Genomic DNA, 15,673 nt, shown 5'->3' with positions numbered 1-15,673 from the left:
AGAACACTATGCAATGGGAAGTTGTGATCGGGCTGGAGATTCATACCCAGCTCGCCACCCAATCGAAGATTTTCTCCGGTAGCGCCACCACGTTCGGCTCCGAGCCCAACACCCAGGCCAGCCTGGTAGACCTGGGCATGCCCGGCGTACTGCCGGTGCTGAACCAGGAAGCCGTGCGCATGGCGGTGATGTTCGGCCTGGCGATTGACGCCGAGATCGGCCAGCACAACGTGTTCGCGCGCAAGAACTACTTCTACCCGGACCTGCCCAAGGGCTACCAGATCAGCCAGATGGAATTGCCGATCGTCGGCAAGGGCTACCTGGACATCCCATTGGAAGACGGCACCATCAAGCGTGTCGGCGTCACCCGTGCACACCTGGAGGAAGACGCCGGCAAGAGCCTGCACGAAGAGTTCAACGGTGCCACCGGTATCGACCTGAACCGTGCCGGCACGCCGCTGCTGGAGATCGTGTCCGAGCCGGACATGCGCAGTGCCAAGGAAGCCGTGGCCTACGTCAAGACCATCCACGCGCTGGTGCGTTACCTGGGCATCTGTGACGGCAACATGGCCGAAGGCTCGCTGCGTTGCGACTGCAACGTGTCGGTGCGGCCAAAAGGCCAGGCCGAGTACGGCACTCGCTGCGAGATCAAGAACGTCAACTCGTTCCGCTTTATCGAGAAGGCGATCAACACCGAAGTGCGGCGCCAGATCGAATTGATCGAGGACGGCGGCAAGGTGATCCAGCAAACGCGCCTGTACGACCCGAACAAAGACGAAACCCGCGCCATGCGCAGCAAAGAGGAAGCCAACGACTACCGTTACTTCCCCGATCCGGACCTGTTGCCGGTGGTGCTTGAGGATTCGTTCCTCAATGACATCCGCGCCACCCTGCCGGAATTGCCACCGCAAAAACGCGAGCGCTTCCAGGCGCAGTTCGGCCTGTCGGTCTACGATGCCAGCGTGCTGGCTTCGAGCCGCGAGCAAGCCAACTACTTCGAAAAAGTCGTGAGCATCGCCGGCGACGCCAAACTGGCGGCCAACTGGGTGATGGTCGAGCTGGGCAGCCTGTTGAACAAACAGGGCCTGGAGATCGACGAAGCGCCGGTGTCGGCCGAGCAATTGGGCGGCATGCTGCTGCGCATCAAGGACAACACCATCTCCGGCAAAATCGCCAAGACCGTGTTCGAAGCCATGGCCAGCGGTGAAGGCAGCGCCGACGAGATCATCGAGAAACGCGGCCTCAAGCAAGTCACCGACAGCGGCGCCATCTCGGCCGTGCTGGATGAAATGCTGGCGGCCAACGCCGAGCAGGTCAAACAGTACCGTGCGGCAGACGAAGCCAAGCGCGGCAAGATGTTCGGTTTCTTTGTCGGCCAGGCGATGAAAGCCTCCAAAGGCAAGGCCAACCCGCAACAGGTGAACGAACTGCTGAAAAGCAAGCTCGAAGGCTGATTGCGATGAATGGTCCGGGCGAGACTTCATGCCTGACTCGGACTCCCTGTGGGAGGGGGCTTGCCCCCGATAGCAGAGTGTCAGTCACTGCTGTTTTGACTGAATCACCGCTATCGGGGGCAAGCCCCCTCCCACATTTGTGATGGGGGCACCTTGATAATGAAGCGTCTATTAGGTCTATGGGCTCTATTTTCACTGCTGGCCGGCTGCGCCAGCGGCCTCATCGACCCCAACGGCTACGACGAAACCGGCACCGCCTCTTATTACGGCGCCAGGCACCATGGCAAGAAAACCGCCAGCGGTGAACCCTTCAACCAGAACGCCCTGACCGCGGCCCACCGGCGACTGCCCTTCGGCACCCAGGTCAAGGTCACCAATCTCGACAACGACAAATCCGTCGTGGTCCGCATCAACGATCGCGGCCCGCATACCCGTGGGCGCTTGATCGATCTGTCACGCAAGGCGGCCGAGCAACTGGGCATGCTGAGCAGCGGCACCGCGCGGGTTCGCGTGCAAGCCCTGAGCAATTGAAGACGGAGCCCTGGCCATTTTCGGATTAACCGCCCTCTCGCCCTGGAGCCTGCTCGAACTGGTCAGCGGCCTGGTGCTGCTGATCCTCGGCGCCGAAATCCTGGTGCGCGCCGCCGTGCGCCTGGCCGCCAGCCTCAAGGTGCGGCCGCTGATCATCGGCCTTACGATCGTCGCCTTTGGCAGCAGCGCGCCGCAGATGACCGTCAGCCTGCAGGCCACCCTGGCCGGCAATACCGACATTGCCGTGGGCAGCGTGATCGGCAGCAGCATCTTCAACATTCTCGTGACCCTGGGCCTGTCGGCGCTGATCATCCCCCTGCGCGTCTCGCGGCAGCTGGTGCGCGTGGATATTCCGGTGATGATCCTCGCCGGGCTGCTGGTGTTTACCCTGGCGGCCAATGAAGAACTGACGCCGGTCGATGGCCTGCTGCTGCTGATTGCCCTGTTGGCCTACCTCGGCGTGCTGCATTACCAGACCCGCCATTCACGCCGCCCACGCACCCTGGATACCGTTGCCCGGGCGCCCTGGCTGAGCAGTGTGCTGCAGATGCTGGGCGGGCTGTTGATCCTGGTGCTGGCCGGGCACTTGCTGCTCGGCGCGGCGGTGGATGTGGCGGCGGACCTGGGCCTGTCGGAGCGCATCATCGGCCTTACGCTGATCGGCGTCGGCACCTCGCTGCCCTGCCTGGCCACCTCACTGATTGCCGCCCTGCGCGGCCAGCGGGAAATTGCCGTGGGCAACGTGATCGGCAGCAACCTGTTCAACCTGCTGGGTGTATTGGGGCTGACCGCCCTGCTCGCGCCTTCGCCGCTGTCGGTGTCGCCCAACGCCCTGGACTTCGACCTGCCGGTGATGCTCGGCGTGGTGGTGCTGTGCCTGCCGGTGTTTTATACCGGCTACCGCGTCACCCGCGCCGAAGGCCTGGTGCTGCTGGGCCTGTACCTGGCGTATGGGCTGCACGTGATGTCGTTTACCACCGGCATGCCCCTGGCCAACAAGCTTGAACAACTGATGCTGTATTACGTCCTGCCAGCGCTGATGGCTTTCCTGTTGTTCAGCACGCTGCGAGCCTGGCGCCGCCAACACAAGAGGGAATCGCAATGACCGATCAGAAAAAGCCCGGGGTTGAAATGCGTCGCCAGGTGATGGGCGATGTGTTCGTCGACCGCGCCCTGGGCAACGCCACCGAATTCACCCAGCCGTTGCAGGACTTCGTCAACGAACATGCCTGGGGCAGCGTGTGGACCCGCGAAGGCTTGCCGCTGAAGACGCGCAGCCTGATCACCCTGGCCGCCCTCACCGCACTCAAATGCCCGCAGGAGCTCAAGGGCCACGTGCGTGGCGCGTTGAACAACGGCTGTACTGTGGAGGAAATTCGCGAAGCGCTGCTGCATTGCGCGGTGTATGCCGGCGTACCGGCGGCGATTGATGCGTTTCGGGCGGCGCAGGAAGTCATCGACACCTATCAGAAAGAAGGCTAGATCCAGCCACCCGCCTGCAACACGAAAATCCCGATATTCGTGGTCACTGCCGCCATCAGCGTGGTGATCACGATAATCGCCGCCGCCAGTTCATGATTGCCCTCGGCCGCCCTGGCCATCACGAAGCTCGCCGCAGCGGTCGGCGCACCGAAGTACAGGAACAGGATCCCCAACTCCGGCCCGCGAAAGCCCAGCAGCCACGCGCCCAGGGTCGCGACCACCGGCAGCCAGACCATCTTCATCAAGCTCGCGCTCAGCGCCATATTACCGCTCTTGCGCAACGCCGCCAGGGACAGGGTGCCGCCAATGCAGATCAATGCCAGCGGCAAGGTGGTGTCCGCCAGGTACTGCATGGATTTTTCCAGCCAGCCCGGCAGGCCAATCTGAAAATACGCGAACGGCGCCGCCACGATCACGCTGATGATCAGCGGATTGGCTACCACACTTTTGCAGATGCTCCACGGGTCGGACTTGATCACTGGGCTGTACACCGCCAGCACAATGGTCGACAGCGTGTTGTAGAACAGGATCACCAGCGCCGCGAGGATCGCGCCGAGGGAAATGCCGTAGTCGCCATACATGCTGGCCGCCAGGGCCAGGCCGATCACCCCGTTGTTGCCGCGAAACGCGCCCTGGGTGTAGATGCCCCGGTCTTCACGCTTGCAGCGAAAAATCGCCCAGCCCCAGGCCAGGGCAAAGCTCAGCAGCGTGGCGACGGCAAAATAGATCAGCAACCCCGGCTTGAGCGCCGAGTGCAGGTCGGCGTGGAGGATGCCGAGGAACAGCAGCGCCGGCATGGTGACGTTGAACACCAGGGACGAAGCCGTGTGGATAAAGTTGTCGTTGATCCAGTTGATGCGCTTGAGCAGCACACCCAGGAACAGCATGGCGAATACCGGCGCAGTGATGGTGAGGGTGGTGAGGAAAATTGCCAGCATGCCGGGGAAAACCTTGGTGAGCGTCGTCAGGTGGCTAATGATAAGCCATACAGCCCAACGGCGTCTGATAGACCGCTATCGGGGCAAGCCCGCTCCCACACTTGAAAGTATTCACAATTCAAACTGTGGGAGGGGCTTACCCCGATGGCAGGCGACGCGGTCTCAGGTAATCGGCGCCGGGTTGAACAAGGTGATGTCGTTATGCAGCTTGTGATGCTCCGCCCAGGTCTGCTTCTTACCGCTGGCCACGTCCAGGTAGAAGTGGAACAACTCCCAGCCCAATTCCTCGATGGTCGCGCGCCCGGTGGCAATGCGCCCGGCGTCGATATCGATGAGGTCCGGCCAGCGCTGCGCCAGCTCCGTACGGGTCGAGACCTTCACCACCGGCGCCATTGCCAGCCCGTAAGGGGTGCCACGCCCGGTGGTGAACACATGCAGGTTCATCCCCGCCGCCAATTGCAGGGTGCCGCAGACAAAGTCACTGGCCGGCGTGGCGCAAAAGATCAGGCCCTTGCTTTTGAAGCGCTCGCCAGGGCCCAGCACGCCGTTGATCGCACTGCTGCCGGACTTGACGATGGAGCCCAGGGACTTCTCGACAATGTTCGACAGCCCGCCCTTCTTGTTGCCTGGCGTGGTGTTGGCACTGCGATCCGCTTCACCCTTGGCCAGGTAGCGGTCGTACCAGTCCATTTCCCTGACCAACTCTTCGGCAACTTCCTTCGTCTCTGCGCGCGAAGTCAGCAGGTAAATGGCATCCCGCACTTCGGTGACTTCGGAAAACATCACCGTCGCCCCGGCCCGCAGCAACAGATCCGAGGCATAGCCCAGTGCCGGGTTGGCGGTGATACCGGAAAACGCATCACTGCCGCCGCACTGCATGCCCAGGATCAACTCGGACGCCGGCACGGTTTCCCGGCGACGCTGGTCGAGCTTTTTCAGGCGCACTTCGGCCAGTTCCATGATCTGTTCGATCATTTCGGTAAAGCCGTGGCTGGAATCCTGCAACCGATACAGCCACGGCTCGCTGAGGTCGACGGAGCTGTCGTTGTCATGCATCACCTGCCCGGCCTGCAATTTCTCGCAGCCCAGGCTGATCACCAGAGCTTCGCCGCCCAGGTTCGGGTTGCGCGCCAGGTTACGCACGGTACGGATCGGGATGTAGGCATCCGTCGCGGTGATCGCCACCCCGCAGCCGTAGCTGTGGGTCAGCGCCACCACGTCATCGACGTGGGGGTACTTGGGCAGCAATTCGTCCTTGATGCGCTTGACCGCATGGTCCAGCACGCCCGTCACACACTGCACCGTGGTGGTGATGCCGAGGATATTGCGCGTGCCCACGGTACCGTCGGCGTTGCGATAGCCATCGAAGGTAAACCCCTCCAACGGTGCCTGGGTTGCAGGCACCTCGGTGGACAGCGGCAAGCTGTCCAGCGGTGGCGCGGTGGGCATGCGCAGTTGATCTTCCTGGACCCAACTGCCGCGCGGAATCGGCGCCAGGGCGTAACCGATGGTCTGTCCGTAGCGAATAATCTGACCGCCTTCGGGGATGTCTTCCAGGGTCACTTTGTGGCTCTGGGGGATGAAATCCACGGTCACCAGGCCGTCCGGGAACTCGGTCCCGGCCGGTACGCCCTGGTCGTTGACCACGATCACTACGTTGTCGCGCTCGTGCAGGCGGATAGAGCGCGGCGAGTCGGCATGTTCAATCAACTGCATCACGGGGCCTCTCAGGAATGCGCTTCGGTTAGGTTGGTCAACTCAGGCCCCTTGCTTGGCGGCTCTTTGAGTACTACACGCTTGATCGGGCCGACGATGACCAGATAGCTGAACACCGCCACCAGCGCGTTGGCGCCGACAAATACCAGGGCCCACTTGAACGAGCCGGTGGTGCTGATGATGTAGCCGATGACAATCGGCGTGGTGATCGACGCGAGGTTACCGAAGGTGTTGAACAAGCCGCCACTGAGGCCGGCGATTTGTTTCGGCGAGGTGTCGGACACGACCGCCCAGCCCAGTGCGCCAACGCCCTTGCCGAAGAAGGCCAAAGCCATGAAGCCCACCACCATCCACTCAACGTCAACGTAGTTACACGCGATAATGCTGCTGGAGACCAGCAAGCCGGCAATGATCGGTGCCTTGCGGGCGAAGGTCAGCGAATGGCCTTTGCGCAGCAGATAGTCGGAAATCACCCCGCCCAGCACGCCACCGATAAACCCGCAGATCGCCGGCAACGAGGCGATGAAACCGGCCTTGAGGATGGTCATGCCGCGGTCCTGCACCAGGTATACCGGGAACCAGGTCAGGAAGAAGTAGGTGATGCCGTTGATGCAGTACTGGCCCAGGTACACGCCAAGCATCATGCGGTTGGTCAGCAACTGACGGATGTAATCCCACTTCGGACCGTCGGTTTTCTTACCCTTGCCCTTGTCCTGATCCATATCGACCATCGCGCCATTGGCGGCGATGTGATTGAGCTCGGCTTCGTTGATCATCGGGTGCTGGCGCGGGCTGTGGATAACTTTCAGCCAGATCAGCGAGAACACGATGCCGATCACGCCCATCACGATAAACACGTGCTGCCAGCCGAAGCGGTAGACGATCCAGCCCATCAACGGCGCGAACAACACCGTGGCGAAGTACTGCGCCGAGTTGAAGATCGCCGAGGCCGTACCGCGCTCGGCGGTCGGAAACCAGGCAGCAACAATGCGCGCGTTACCCGGGAAGGACGGCGCCTCAGCCAGGCCCACCATGAAGCGCAGCATGAACAGTGCAACCACTGCGGTGGAGACACCGAACTCACCGACGTAGCCTTGCAGCACGGTGAACAGTGACCAGGTGAAGATGCTCAGGGCGTAGACTTTTTTCGAGCCGAATCGGTCCAGCAGCCAGCCGCCGGGGATTTGCCCGGCCACGTAGGCCCAACCGAATGCGGAGAAGATATAACCGAGGGTGACCGCGTCGATGCCGAGGTCTTTTTGCAGGCTGGAGCCCGCGATTGCAATGGTAGCCCGGTCGGCATAGTTGATCGTGGTCACCAGGAACAGCATGAGCAGGATCAAATAGCGGACATGGGTCGGCTTGGTCGCTTGCATGTAGAAGTACTCCCACTAATTATTTTTTTTGCGGGTAATGGTTTTCTGTTTTTGTCGTGGGGACCGGCAGGCCTCCGGCCCCACTGGGTGTTGCGTATTACGAACCGATGTAGCTGGTTTTCACCACGGTGTAGAACTCCTGCGCATAGCGACCCTGCTCCCGCGAGCCATAGGACGAGCCTTTACGGCCACCGAATGGAACGTGGTAATCCACACCTGCGGTCGGCAGGTTGACCATCACCATCCCCGCCTGGGAATGACGCTTGAAGTGGTTGGCGTACTTCAACGACGTGGTGGCAATGCCCGCCGACAAACCGAACTCGGTGTCGTTGGCCATGGCCAGTGCCGCCTCGTAGTCCGCCACGCGCACGACGTTGGCGACCGGGCCGAAGATCTCTTCACGGCTGATACGCATGGCGGCTTCGCTGTCGGCAAACAGCGTCGGCGCCAGGTAGTAGCCTTCGGTGTCGCAGGTGACCAGGCCGCCACCGCTCACCAGCCGCGCACCTTCGCTTTGGCCGATGTCGATGTACTTCATGTCCTGGTCCAGTTGGGCCTGGGAAACCACCGGGCCGATGTCGGTGCCGCTTTTCAGCGCGTGGCCGACCTTGATCGACTTCATGCGCTCGGCCATGGCCGCGACGAACTGGTCGTGGATACCGGCGGTGACGATCAGGCGGCTGGACGCCGTGCAACGCTGGCCGGTGGAGTAGAACGCGCTCTGTACCGACAGCTCGACGGCCTGCTTGAGGTCAGCGTCGTCAAGAATGATCTGCGGGTTCTTGCCGCCCATTTCCAACTGCACTTTGGCTTGGCGCGATACGCAGCTGACAGCGATCTGGCGACCCACACCGACGGAACCGGTGAAGCTGATGCCGTCGACTTTCGGGCTGTTGACCAGCACATCGCCCACCACACGGCCGCTGCCCATCACCAGGTTGAACACACCGGCAGGGAAGCCGGCGCGGGAGATGATCTCCGCCAGGGCCCAGGCGCAGCCCGGTACCAGTTCAGCCGGCTTGATCACCACGCAGTTGCCGTAGGCCAGGGCCGGGGCGATTTTCCAGGCTGGAATGGCGATCGGGAAGTTCCACGGGGTGATCAGGCCGACCACACCCAGGGCTTCGCGGGTGACTTCCACGTTGACGCCCGGGCGTACCGACGGCACGTAGTCGCCGGACAACCGCAGGCATTCACCGGCGAAGAACTTGAAGATGTTACCGGCGCGGGTCACTTCGCCGATGGCTTCCGGCAGGGTCTTGCCTTCTTCACGGGCCAACAGGGTGCCAAGTTCTTCGCGACGGGCGAGGATTTCACTGCCGACTTTATCCAGGGCATCGTGGCGAGCCTGGATCCCGGAAGTGGACCAGGCCGGGAATGCGGCGCGGGCGGCGTCGATGGCGGCGTTGACCTGGGTGACGTCGGCCTTGGCGTATTCACCAATGACATCGGACAACTCCGACGGGTTGAGGTTGACGCAGTAGTCGGCGCCGGCAACCCATTCACCGTTGATGTAGTTCTCAAAACGCTTTACTTGGGACACGAATCTTCTCCTGACGCAAAAGGCCGCTGATTGCTCAGCGGCCTTGTGGATAATTTATTGCGGACCTTGCTTGTCGATCAGCGCGGCCAGGGCTTCGTATTCTTCCGGCAGCAGATCGGTCAGCGGCGTGCGCACAGGGCCTGCGTCATAGCCGACGATTTTTGCACCCGCCTTGACGATGCTCACGGCATAACCGGCCTTGCGGTTACGGATGTCCAGGTACGGCAGGAAGAAGTCGTCGATGATCTTGGCGACGGTAGCGTGATCGTCCTTGGCAATGGCGTGGTAGAAATCCATCGCGGTCTTCGGGATGAAGTTGAACACCGCCGAGGAGTACACCGGTACGCCCAGGGCCTTGTAGGCAGCGGCGTAGACCTCTGCGGTCGGCAGGCCGCCGAGGTAGCTGAAACGATCGCCCAGACGGCGGCGGATCGACACCATCAACTCGATGTCACCCAGGCCATCCTTGTAGCCGATCAGGTTCGGGCAGCGCTCGGCCAGGCGTTCCAGCAGCGGAGCGGTCAGGCGGCACACGTTGCGGTTGTAGACCACCACACCGATCTTGACCGATTTGCACACCGCCTCAACGTGGGCGGCAACCCCGTCCTGGCTGGCTTCGGTGAGGTAGTGCGGCAGCAGCAACAGGCCTTTGGCGCCCAGGCGCTCGGCTTCTTGCGCGTACTCGATGGCCTGGCGGGTCGAACCACCGACACCGGCGAGGATCGGCACGCTGGTGGCGCAGGTATCCACGGCGGTCTTGATCACTTGGGAATATTCGCTGGCGGCGAGGGAGAAAAACTCACCGGTGCCGCCCGCTGCGAACAAAGCAGTGGCGCCGTAGGGGGCCAGCCATTCCAGGCGCTTGATGTAGCCCGCCTGGTGGAAGTCACCCTGGGCGTTGAAATCGGTCACCGGGAAAGACAGCAGACCGTGGGAGAGGATGGACTTCAGTTCTTGTGGATTCATTATTCGAACACCCTGGGCGAAGACTTTCTATTGAAAGGTTGTTGGTTTTGTTGATGTCGTACGTCATCGTACAACTATAAATAATTTCGTCAACTGCAATTCATCGGCGTTGTGCACTTGAGGGCGTTGAAAGGCTTGGGCAGCGGTGTTCTTGACGTAGGAAATTATTCCTCTATGCTCTGCGTGGCTGTATATACATACAGCACTCAAGGAAGATTCCTACGACATAGCAAGGAGCTAACATGTCAGGTCCTGAACTCGCAGCACCCGCAAAAAAACCGCCTACCCTGCGCTTCGAAGGCGGTGAACACACCGCCATCGGCGACGATACGCTGTTGCGCTTCAGCAAGGACGCCCCGGCAATCCCCGCGCGGCAAGTCGAACTGCACCTGCCCAACGGGCTGGCACTCACCTACGGCCAAGTGATCGCCCTGGGCGGTGACTTTTATGGCATCCCCGGCCAGCCCATCAACGAGGGCACCTCACCTGTCGATCGTATGCAACGTTTCAGCGCCGCGTTCAACTCACTGGCCGTGCTGCCTGCCTCGCGGGACGAAGCGCCGAATATCCTGGCGGTGATGCAAAAAGAGATCAACGCGGTCAACCAGGCGATCAAGGACGGCAAGCAAGCCCATGAAGCCTATGATGCCCTGGGTGATACGTTGTCCGAGGAATGGAACCGCATCACCGGTGGCGGCAGCACGGTGTCAGCACTGATCCCACTGGGGCGTTACCTGAAACTGGCGGCGGACAACGCCGACCACTTCGGCGAATGGGCGCTGGCGGCCTACCTGGCGGGGCATACAGCCGCCTTGCAACAGGCTGTAGTGGCCCACCAGACCGGTACCGATCAGGCATTGGAACTGGCCTACGCCATGAACGGCTTTGCCGATCACTTCTTGACCGATCTATTTTCTGCCGGCCACCTGCGCGTGCCGCGCAAACAGCTGGCGGCGGTCGTCACACCGGGCGAACTGGGCTCGCTGATCAGCCGCTTCATGCACGATGAAGACAGCAAGTTCGGGCTCAAGGTGCGCAATGCGCTGGGGGATGAATGGCATGCCTATGGCGACAAACGCTATTTCGACAGTCTCGACGCAGCCAATCGGGCACAGGTCAAACGCGCCGTTCAGGCATCCGCTGATGAGATCTTCGAAACCTTCATCGGTGGTGTTGCGCCCTCCCCGGCCAACTTCAAGGCACCGCTGTACGTCCCGGATTTGAACGCTGCACAGAACCCGGCGAATAACTTCTCGCCATTGTTCAAGATGGAGGGCGACAAGGTGCTGCGACGCAAGGACGTGAATGACCTCAACGACAAGCACTGGACCAATGATTGGTGGGGGTGGAGTACGTATTTGTTGCTTAAGGACTACAAGCCCAATACGCCTGCGTAAGCAGTACCGTTTGTCGACACTGTGATTTCTAACAGTTTCAGACAATTTCCGGGCGGTGGATAAGTTGATTCAGGCGTGTGGGCTCGTAATTCTGAATTGGTCCACCACCCCGGCGACAATACCAGGAGATTTCATCATGAATAATCCCGCCCCGGGCCTCAATGTCCCTATCAAGGCTGAGATTAACCTCGGCTCGCTCGCGGGGCCTTTAGTGCTCAGCATTCCAAATAACGCAATGCTTTACCCAGAAGGCACGGTATACCCGATACTGGGCAAGAATCCCGAAGATCCTGAGTGGGAAGGCGAAGAAATCAACGCGGGTGAATGGCAGGAGGATAAAGAAGAGTTTGAACGGACTCTGAACCTGACCCTGGAGGTACCTAAAACGGCTTTGGAGCAGTTCAAGGACAAAACCATACAATTGCGTTATCTGTCCATCGGCGAGTCCAGCATGCTGTTCAGCTCCGTGCCGGTGTCGTTGGTTATCAAAGACTGACTCATCCGCGCTGCGCCTCCGCCTCTTCATGGGCATGGCGCAGCCGCTCGCGGCTATTGGTCAGGTGCAAGCGCATCGCCGCCCTCGCCGCATCCGAATCCTGGCGGGCAATCGCCTCATAAATCTCTTCGTGTTCGCGGCTCAGGCGCCCCATGTAGTGCTGGTGGTCATCATGGGCCAGGCGTGCCGAGTTCAGGCGCGTACGCGGGATGATGCTGGTGCCCAGGTGGGTCATGATGTCGGTGAAGTAGCGGTTGCCGGTGGACAACGCAATTTCCAGGTGGAATGCGAAGTCCGAGGCCACCGCATCACCGGCGTGCGCCGCGCTTTCATTCAGGGCATCGAGGGCCGCGCGCATGGCGGCCAGCTGTTCATCGCTACGGCGCAGTGCGGCCAGCCCGGCGGATTCCACTTCCAGGCTGATACGCAGTTCGAGAATCGCCAGCACGTCACGCAAAGTGACTACCGTAGCCGGATCGATGCGAAAGCCGCTCGGGCTCGGTGTGTCGAGCACAAAGGTGCCGATACCATGACGGGTTTCCACCTGCCCCGCCGCCTGCAAACGGGAGATGGCTTCGCGGACCACGGTGCGGCTGACCCCATGGGCGTCCATGATCGCCGATTCGGTGGGCAGCTTGTCGCCACGTTTGAGTTGACCATCACGGATCTGCTCGGACAGCACCGTGACCAATTCCTGGGCAAGACTGCGGCGCTTGCGGGGAAGACGAGGGGCGGTGCTGGCGTTTTCCATGTGGAATCATCTATCTCGGCGGACTAAAACAGCATCATAGCCCATGGCGGTTGTACGATCACCGTTTGTACCGCACTTTCATGTACAAGCGGGCAGCTTTCAGCCCCGGCCGTATAGGGCTCCCGTGAAAAGGGGTTCAAATTCGAACATAACGCGTGGCTACTTCACGCCTGGGTCTTAGTGCCAAACGTTCTCGCGCACCTGGCAATTATGACAGCAGACGGTTTTCCATCCCCATAGCAGAGTAAAGCCTGTTCCAGCAAACAGGTGACGGGTGATGAAACGCACAGGCTGGTATTGCACAACGATTGTCTGGCTGCTGGCATGCGCCGTCCACGCTGCACCGCCGAGTGTGCGCAATGGCGGTGGAGAAGACATCCTGCTGCAGGGTTTCCATTGGAACTCCAGCCGCAATGCCCCGCAGAAATGGTATGAGGTGCTGGCACAAATGGCCCCCACTATCGGCCAGGACGGCTTCACCAAAATCTGGCTGCCGCCCGCCTGGACCGATCAATCCAGTTGGAGCGACGCGACGTTGGGAACGTCCGGCGGCGGTGAAGGTTACTTCTGGAGCGACTTCGACAAGAACAGCCAATACGGCAGTGACAGCCAGCTCAAACAAGCGGTCGCCGCCCTGGCAGGTGCCGGCGTGCAAGCGATATACGACGTGGTGCCCAACCATATGAACGACAAGCTGCCAAGTAAACAGATACGCTTTCCCAGGGGGCTCAAACTGTGGCGCGACGACTGCCCTGCACCCGTGGTCTGTGACGAGGGCGACGCGTTCATGAGCGGCTGGGCCGACCTCAACACAAGCAACTCGGAAGTCTCGCAGCGCTTCATGCAGGAATTCAGGAATCTGCGGGACAACTACAGCGCCAAAGGCTTGCGCTTCGATTTTGTGCGCGGCTACGCGCCGGAGCGGGTCGATGTGTGGATGAAAAACTTTGGTGACCAAGCGTTCTGCGTCGGCGAGCTGTGGAAAGCCCCCGGCGAGTATCCGGCGAACGACTGGCGCAGCCAGGCCAGTTGGCAGGATGCGTTGAAGGACTGGTCGGATCGGTCCCACTGCAGCGTGTTCGATTTTGCCCTCAAGGAGCGCATGCAAAATGGCAGCTTGGCCGAGTGGCGTCATGGCTTGAATGGCAATCCCGAACCGGCATGGCGGCAAATCGCGGTGACCTTTGTCGACAACCACGACACCGGTTATTCGCCAGGGCAATACGGCGGGCAACACCATTGGCCCCTTGCCGACCCGCAACGCAATATCGCCTATGCCTATATCCTGCTGAGCCCCGGTACGCCGACTGTGTATTGGCCCGACATGTACGACTGGGGCCGCGGCGACCTGATCCGCAAGCTGATCAGCCTGCGCAAGGACGCCGGCATCAGGGCCGATTCACCCATCAGTTTCCAGACCCACTATTCCGGATTGGTGGCCGCCATCCAAGGCAGCCGCAAGCGCCTGCTGATCGCCTTGGACTCCGACCTTTCCAAGGTGCCTGACGGCTTCAGCCCTGCCCTGTTTGCGGACGGGCAGCGCATCCGCTCGTGGCAGGCCGCCCCGGCACCTTCCGACACCACGACCACCTTGCACTGCGACAACGCCAGGCCGGAGCTCGGCCAGGCAGTCTACGCAGTGGGGTCGCCTATCGAACTCGGCGCCTGGGACCCGGCCCACGCTATCGCACTGCAATCCGGCGCATCCAATCGCTGGAGCGGCACTGTCGTGTGGCCGACGCAGCAAGACATCAAATGGAAATGCTTTATCCGCAGCCTGAGCAATGTCAACGAGGTCTACTGGCAAGGTGGCTCCGACAATCAGTTCACCACGGGAGCCGCCAGCGAAACAGCGGGGAGTTTTTGACAAAAAAATGCCCCGGCAGAGCCGAGGCATTTTTTAACGCAGGCCCGAAGACTTACGCATTTTACTTCACCACTTTCAGGCTCGGCCGACCGCTTGGACGCGGTGGCTCGGTATCCGGTGGCGGCACATCATCGCCGTCTTCGTTTTCAATCGCTTCGTCGTCCTCGAAAGGCGACTCCAGATCGAACACCATGCCTTGGCCGTTCTCCCGGGCATAGATGCCTAGGATAGCGCCAATCGGCACGAACAGCGTATGCGGCACACCGCCGAAACGTCCTTCGAAGCTGACCGCTTCATTGTCCATGTGCAGGTGGCGCACGGCGCTGGGTGATACGTTCAACACAATCTGCCCGTCACTGGCAAACCCCTGCGGTACCTGAACCGCAGGAAATTCGGAATTGACCAGCATGTGCGGGGTGCAATCGTTATCCACAATCCACTCATAGAGCGCGCGGACCAGGTAAGGTCGACTGGAGTTCATCAACGGCTCCTTAAGCCTTAGCGCATATCGCGTTCGACACCAGACAGACTTGCCTGGAAAGCCTCACGCGCAAACTGGCGCTCCATGTAATCAAGCAACGGCTTGGCCGGCCGTGGCAGTTCAATGCCCAGAATCGGCAAGCGCCAGAGTATGGGTAATAGGCAGCAATCCACCAAGCTTTGTTCCTCACTGAGGAAAAAAGGTTTATCGGCGAACAACGGCGAAACACCGGTCAGGCTCTCGCGCAATTCCTTGCGCGCCTGCACCCGAGCGGCTTCTTTGCTGCGGGTATCCAGGATCAAATCCACCAGCCCGCACCAATCTCGCTGGATCCGATGGATCAGCAGGCGGCTGTTGGCACGGGCCACCGGATACACCGGCAGCAAAGGCGGATGCGGGTAACGCTCATCCAGATATTCCATCACCACGGTTGACTCCCACAACGCCAGGTCACGATCGACCAGGGTGGGCAAGCTGCCGTAAGGGTTCACTTCGATCAGTTTCGGCGGATGACGACCCGCCTCCACACTGATGATCTCGGCGCTGACACCCTTCTCTGCGAGTACGATGCGTACTCGGTGGGAATAGTGGTCGGCGGGGTCGGAGTAACAGGCCAACCGATTGGTCACGCCCATGGCGGTCCTCCTCGCTTGTTGAAATTATGGAAAGCTCAAA

The 15,673-nt window shown here is 60.8% G+C and carries 15 protein-coding genes; 7 read left to right on the top strand and 8 right to left on the bottom strand.

Translation table 11 applies throughout. The features are described 5' to 3' along the window. Positions 1-8 precede the first annotated feature (8 nt). From gatB to J3D60_RS25950, 4 genes are all read left to right on the top strand, one after another. Positions 9-1,454 (top strand): Asp-tRNA(Asn)/Glu-tRNA(Gln) amidotransferase subunit GatB, encoded by a 1,446-nt coding sequence (gatB, locus tag J3D60_RS25965; protein ID WP_253493299.1) that lies wholly within the window; start codon positions 9-11, stop codon positions 1,452-1,454. Positions 1,455-1,613: 159 nt separating this feature from the next. Continuing rightward, positions 1,614-1,985 (top strand): septal ring lytic transglycosylase RlpA family protein, encoded by a 372-nt coding sequence (locus J3D60_RS25960; RefSeq protein WP_027604830.1) that lies wholly within the window; start codon positions 1,614-1,616, stop codon positions 1,983-1,985. Between the two features lie 58 nt (positions 1,986-2,043). Further along, positions 2,044-3,090, top strand: a complete 1,047-nt coding sequence (locus J3D60_RS25955; RefSeq protein ID WP_253494038.1) for a calcium/sodium antiporter — start codon at positions 2,044-2,046, stop codon at positions 3,088-3,090. Continuing rightward, positions 3,087-3,467 carry a carboxymuconolactone decarboxylase family protein gene (locus J3D60_RS25950; RefSeq protein WP_065924306.1) on the top strand — a complete coding sequence of 127 codons (381 nt, stop codon included), beginning with the start codon at positions 3,087-3,089 and terminating at the stop codon, positions 3,465-3,467. Before J3D60_RS25955 ends, J3D60_RS25950 begins: the two co-directional genes overlap by 4 nt. Here the strand turns inward: J3D60_RS25950 and J3D60_RS25945 are convergent. The 5 genes from J3D60_RS25945 to kdgD form a co-directional block, all read right to left on the bottom strand. Continuing rightward, a complete protein-coding gene (locus J3D60_RS25945) occupies positions 3,464-4,405 on the bottom strand; it encodes an AEC family transporter (RefSeq protein ID WP_027604833.1) in 942 nt (313 codons plus the stop codon). The two genes, J3D60_RS25950 and J3D60_RS25945, sit on opposite strands and share 4 nt — an antisense overlap. A 162-nt stretch (positions 4,406-4,567) precedes the next feature. Then, complete coding sequence (garD, locus tag J3D60_RS25940) at positions 4,568-6,121, bottom strand: galactarate dehydratase (RefSeq protein ID WP_253494037.1); 1,554 nt, start codon at positions 6,119-6,121, stop codon at positions 4,568-4,570. Positions 6,122-6,132: 11 nt separating this feature from the next. Further along, positions 6,133-7,497 carry an MFS transporter gene (locus tag J3D60_RS25935; protein WP_027604835.1) on the bottom strand — a complete coding sequence of 455 codons (1,365 nt, stop codon included), beginning with the start codon at positions 7,495-7,497 and terminating at the stop codon, positions 6,133-6,135. 97 nt (positions 7,498-7,594) lie between these two features. Then, positions 7,595-9,040 carry an aldehyde dehydrogenase family protein gene (locus J3D60_RS25930; RefSeq protein ID WP_027604836.1) on the bottom strand — a complete coding sequence of 482 codons (1,446 nt, stop codon included), beginning with the start codon at positions 9,038-9,040 and terminating at the stop codon, positions 7,595-7,597. 54 nt (positions 9,041-9,094) lie between these two features. Continuing rightward, the gene (gene kdgD / locus J3D60_RS25925) at positions 9,095-10,006 is read right to left on the bottom strand and encodes a 5-dehydro-4-deoxyglucarate dehydratase (protein ID WP_027604837.1); all 912 of its coding nucleotides are present in this window, start codon (positions 10,004-10,006) and stop codon (positions 9,095-9,097) included. Positions 10,007-10,248: 242 nt separating this feature from the next. Between kdgD and J3D60_RS25920 the strand changes: the two genes are divergently transcribed. Beyond that, positions 10,249-11,403, top strand: a complete 1,155-nt coding sequence (locus tag J3D60_RS25920; RefSeq protein ID WP_253493298.1) for a phospholipase — start codon at positions 10,249-10,251, stop codon at positions 11,401-11,403. A gap of 136 nt (positions 11,404-11,539) precedes the next feature. After that, entirely contained in the window at positions 11,540-11,899 is a 360-nt protein-coding gene (locus J3D60_RS25915; protein WP_065938515.1) for a hypothetical protein, read from the top strand. 1 nt (position 11,900) lies between these two features. Here the strand turns inward: J3D60_RS25915 and J3D60_RS25910 are convergent, their stop codons facing one another. Further along, positions 11,901-12,650 carry a FadR/GntR family transcriptional regulator gene (locus tag J3D60_RS25910; RefSeq protein WP_053131606.1) on the bottom strand — a complete coding sequence of 250 codons (750 nt, stop codon included), beginning with the start codon at positions 12,648-12,650 and terminating at the stop codon, positions 11,901-11,903. Positions 12,651-12,927: 277 nt separating this feature from the next. Here J3D60_RS25910 and J3D60_RS25905 point away from each other — a divergent pair, with 277 nt between their 5' ends. Next, positions 12,928-14,517, top strand: coding sequence for a glucan 1,4-alpha-maltotetraohydrolase domain-containing protein (locus tag J3D60_RS25905; protein WP_253493297.1), 1,590 nt, complete (start codon positions 12,928-12,930; stop codon positions 14,515-14,517). 61 nt (positions 14,518-14,578) lie between these two features. Here J3D60_RS25905 and J3D60_RS25900 read toward each other — a convergent pair whose 3' ends face one another. Both J3D60_RS25900 and J3D60_RS25895 read right to left on the bottom strand, forming a co-directional pair. Then, positions 14,579-14,998, bottom strand: a complete 420-nt coding sequence (locus J3D60_RS25900; protein ID WP_065938513.1) for a ClpXP protease specificity-enhancing factor — start codon at positions 14,996-14,998, stop codon at positions 14,579-14,581. Between the two features lie 17 nt (positions 14,999-15,015). Continuing rightward, positions 15,016-15,633 (bottom strand): glutathione S-transferase N-terminal domain-containing protein, encoded by a 618-nt coding sequence (locus J3D60_RS25895; RefSeq protein ID WP_049710008.1) that lies wholly within the window; start codon positions 15,631-15,633, stop codon positions 15,016-15,018. Between the last annotated feature and the right edge of the window lie 40 nt (positions 15,634-15,673).

It is taken from the genome of Pseudomonas sp. S3E17 (assembly GCF_024168685.1).
GTDB lineage: Bacteria > Pseudomonadota > Gammaproteobacteria > Pseudomonadales > Pseudomonadaceae > Aquipseudomonas > Aquipseudomonas marginalis.
This window is presented reverse-complemented; position numbering and strand designations above follow the sequence as displayed.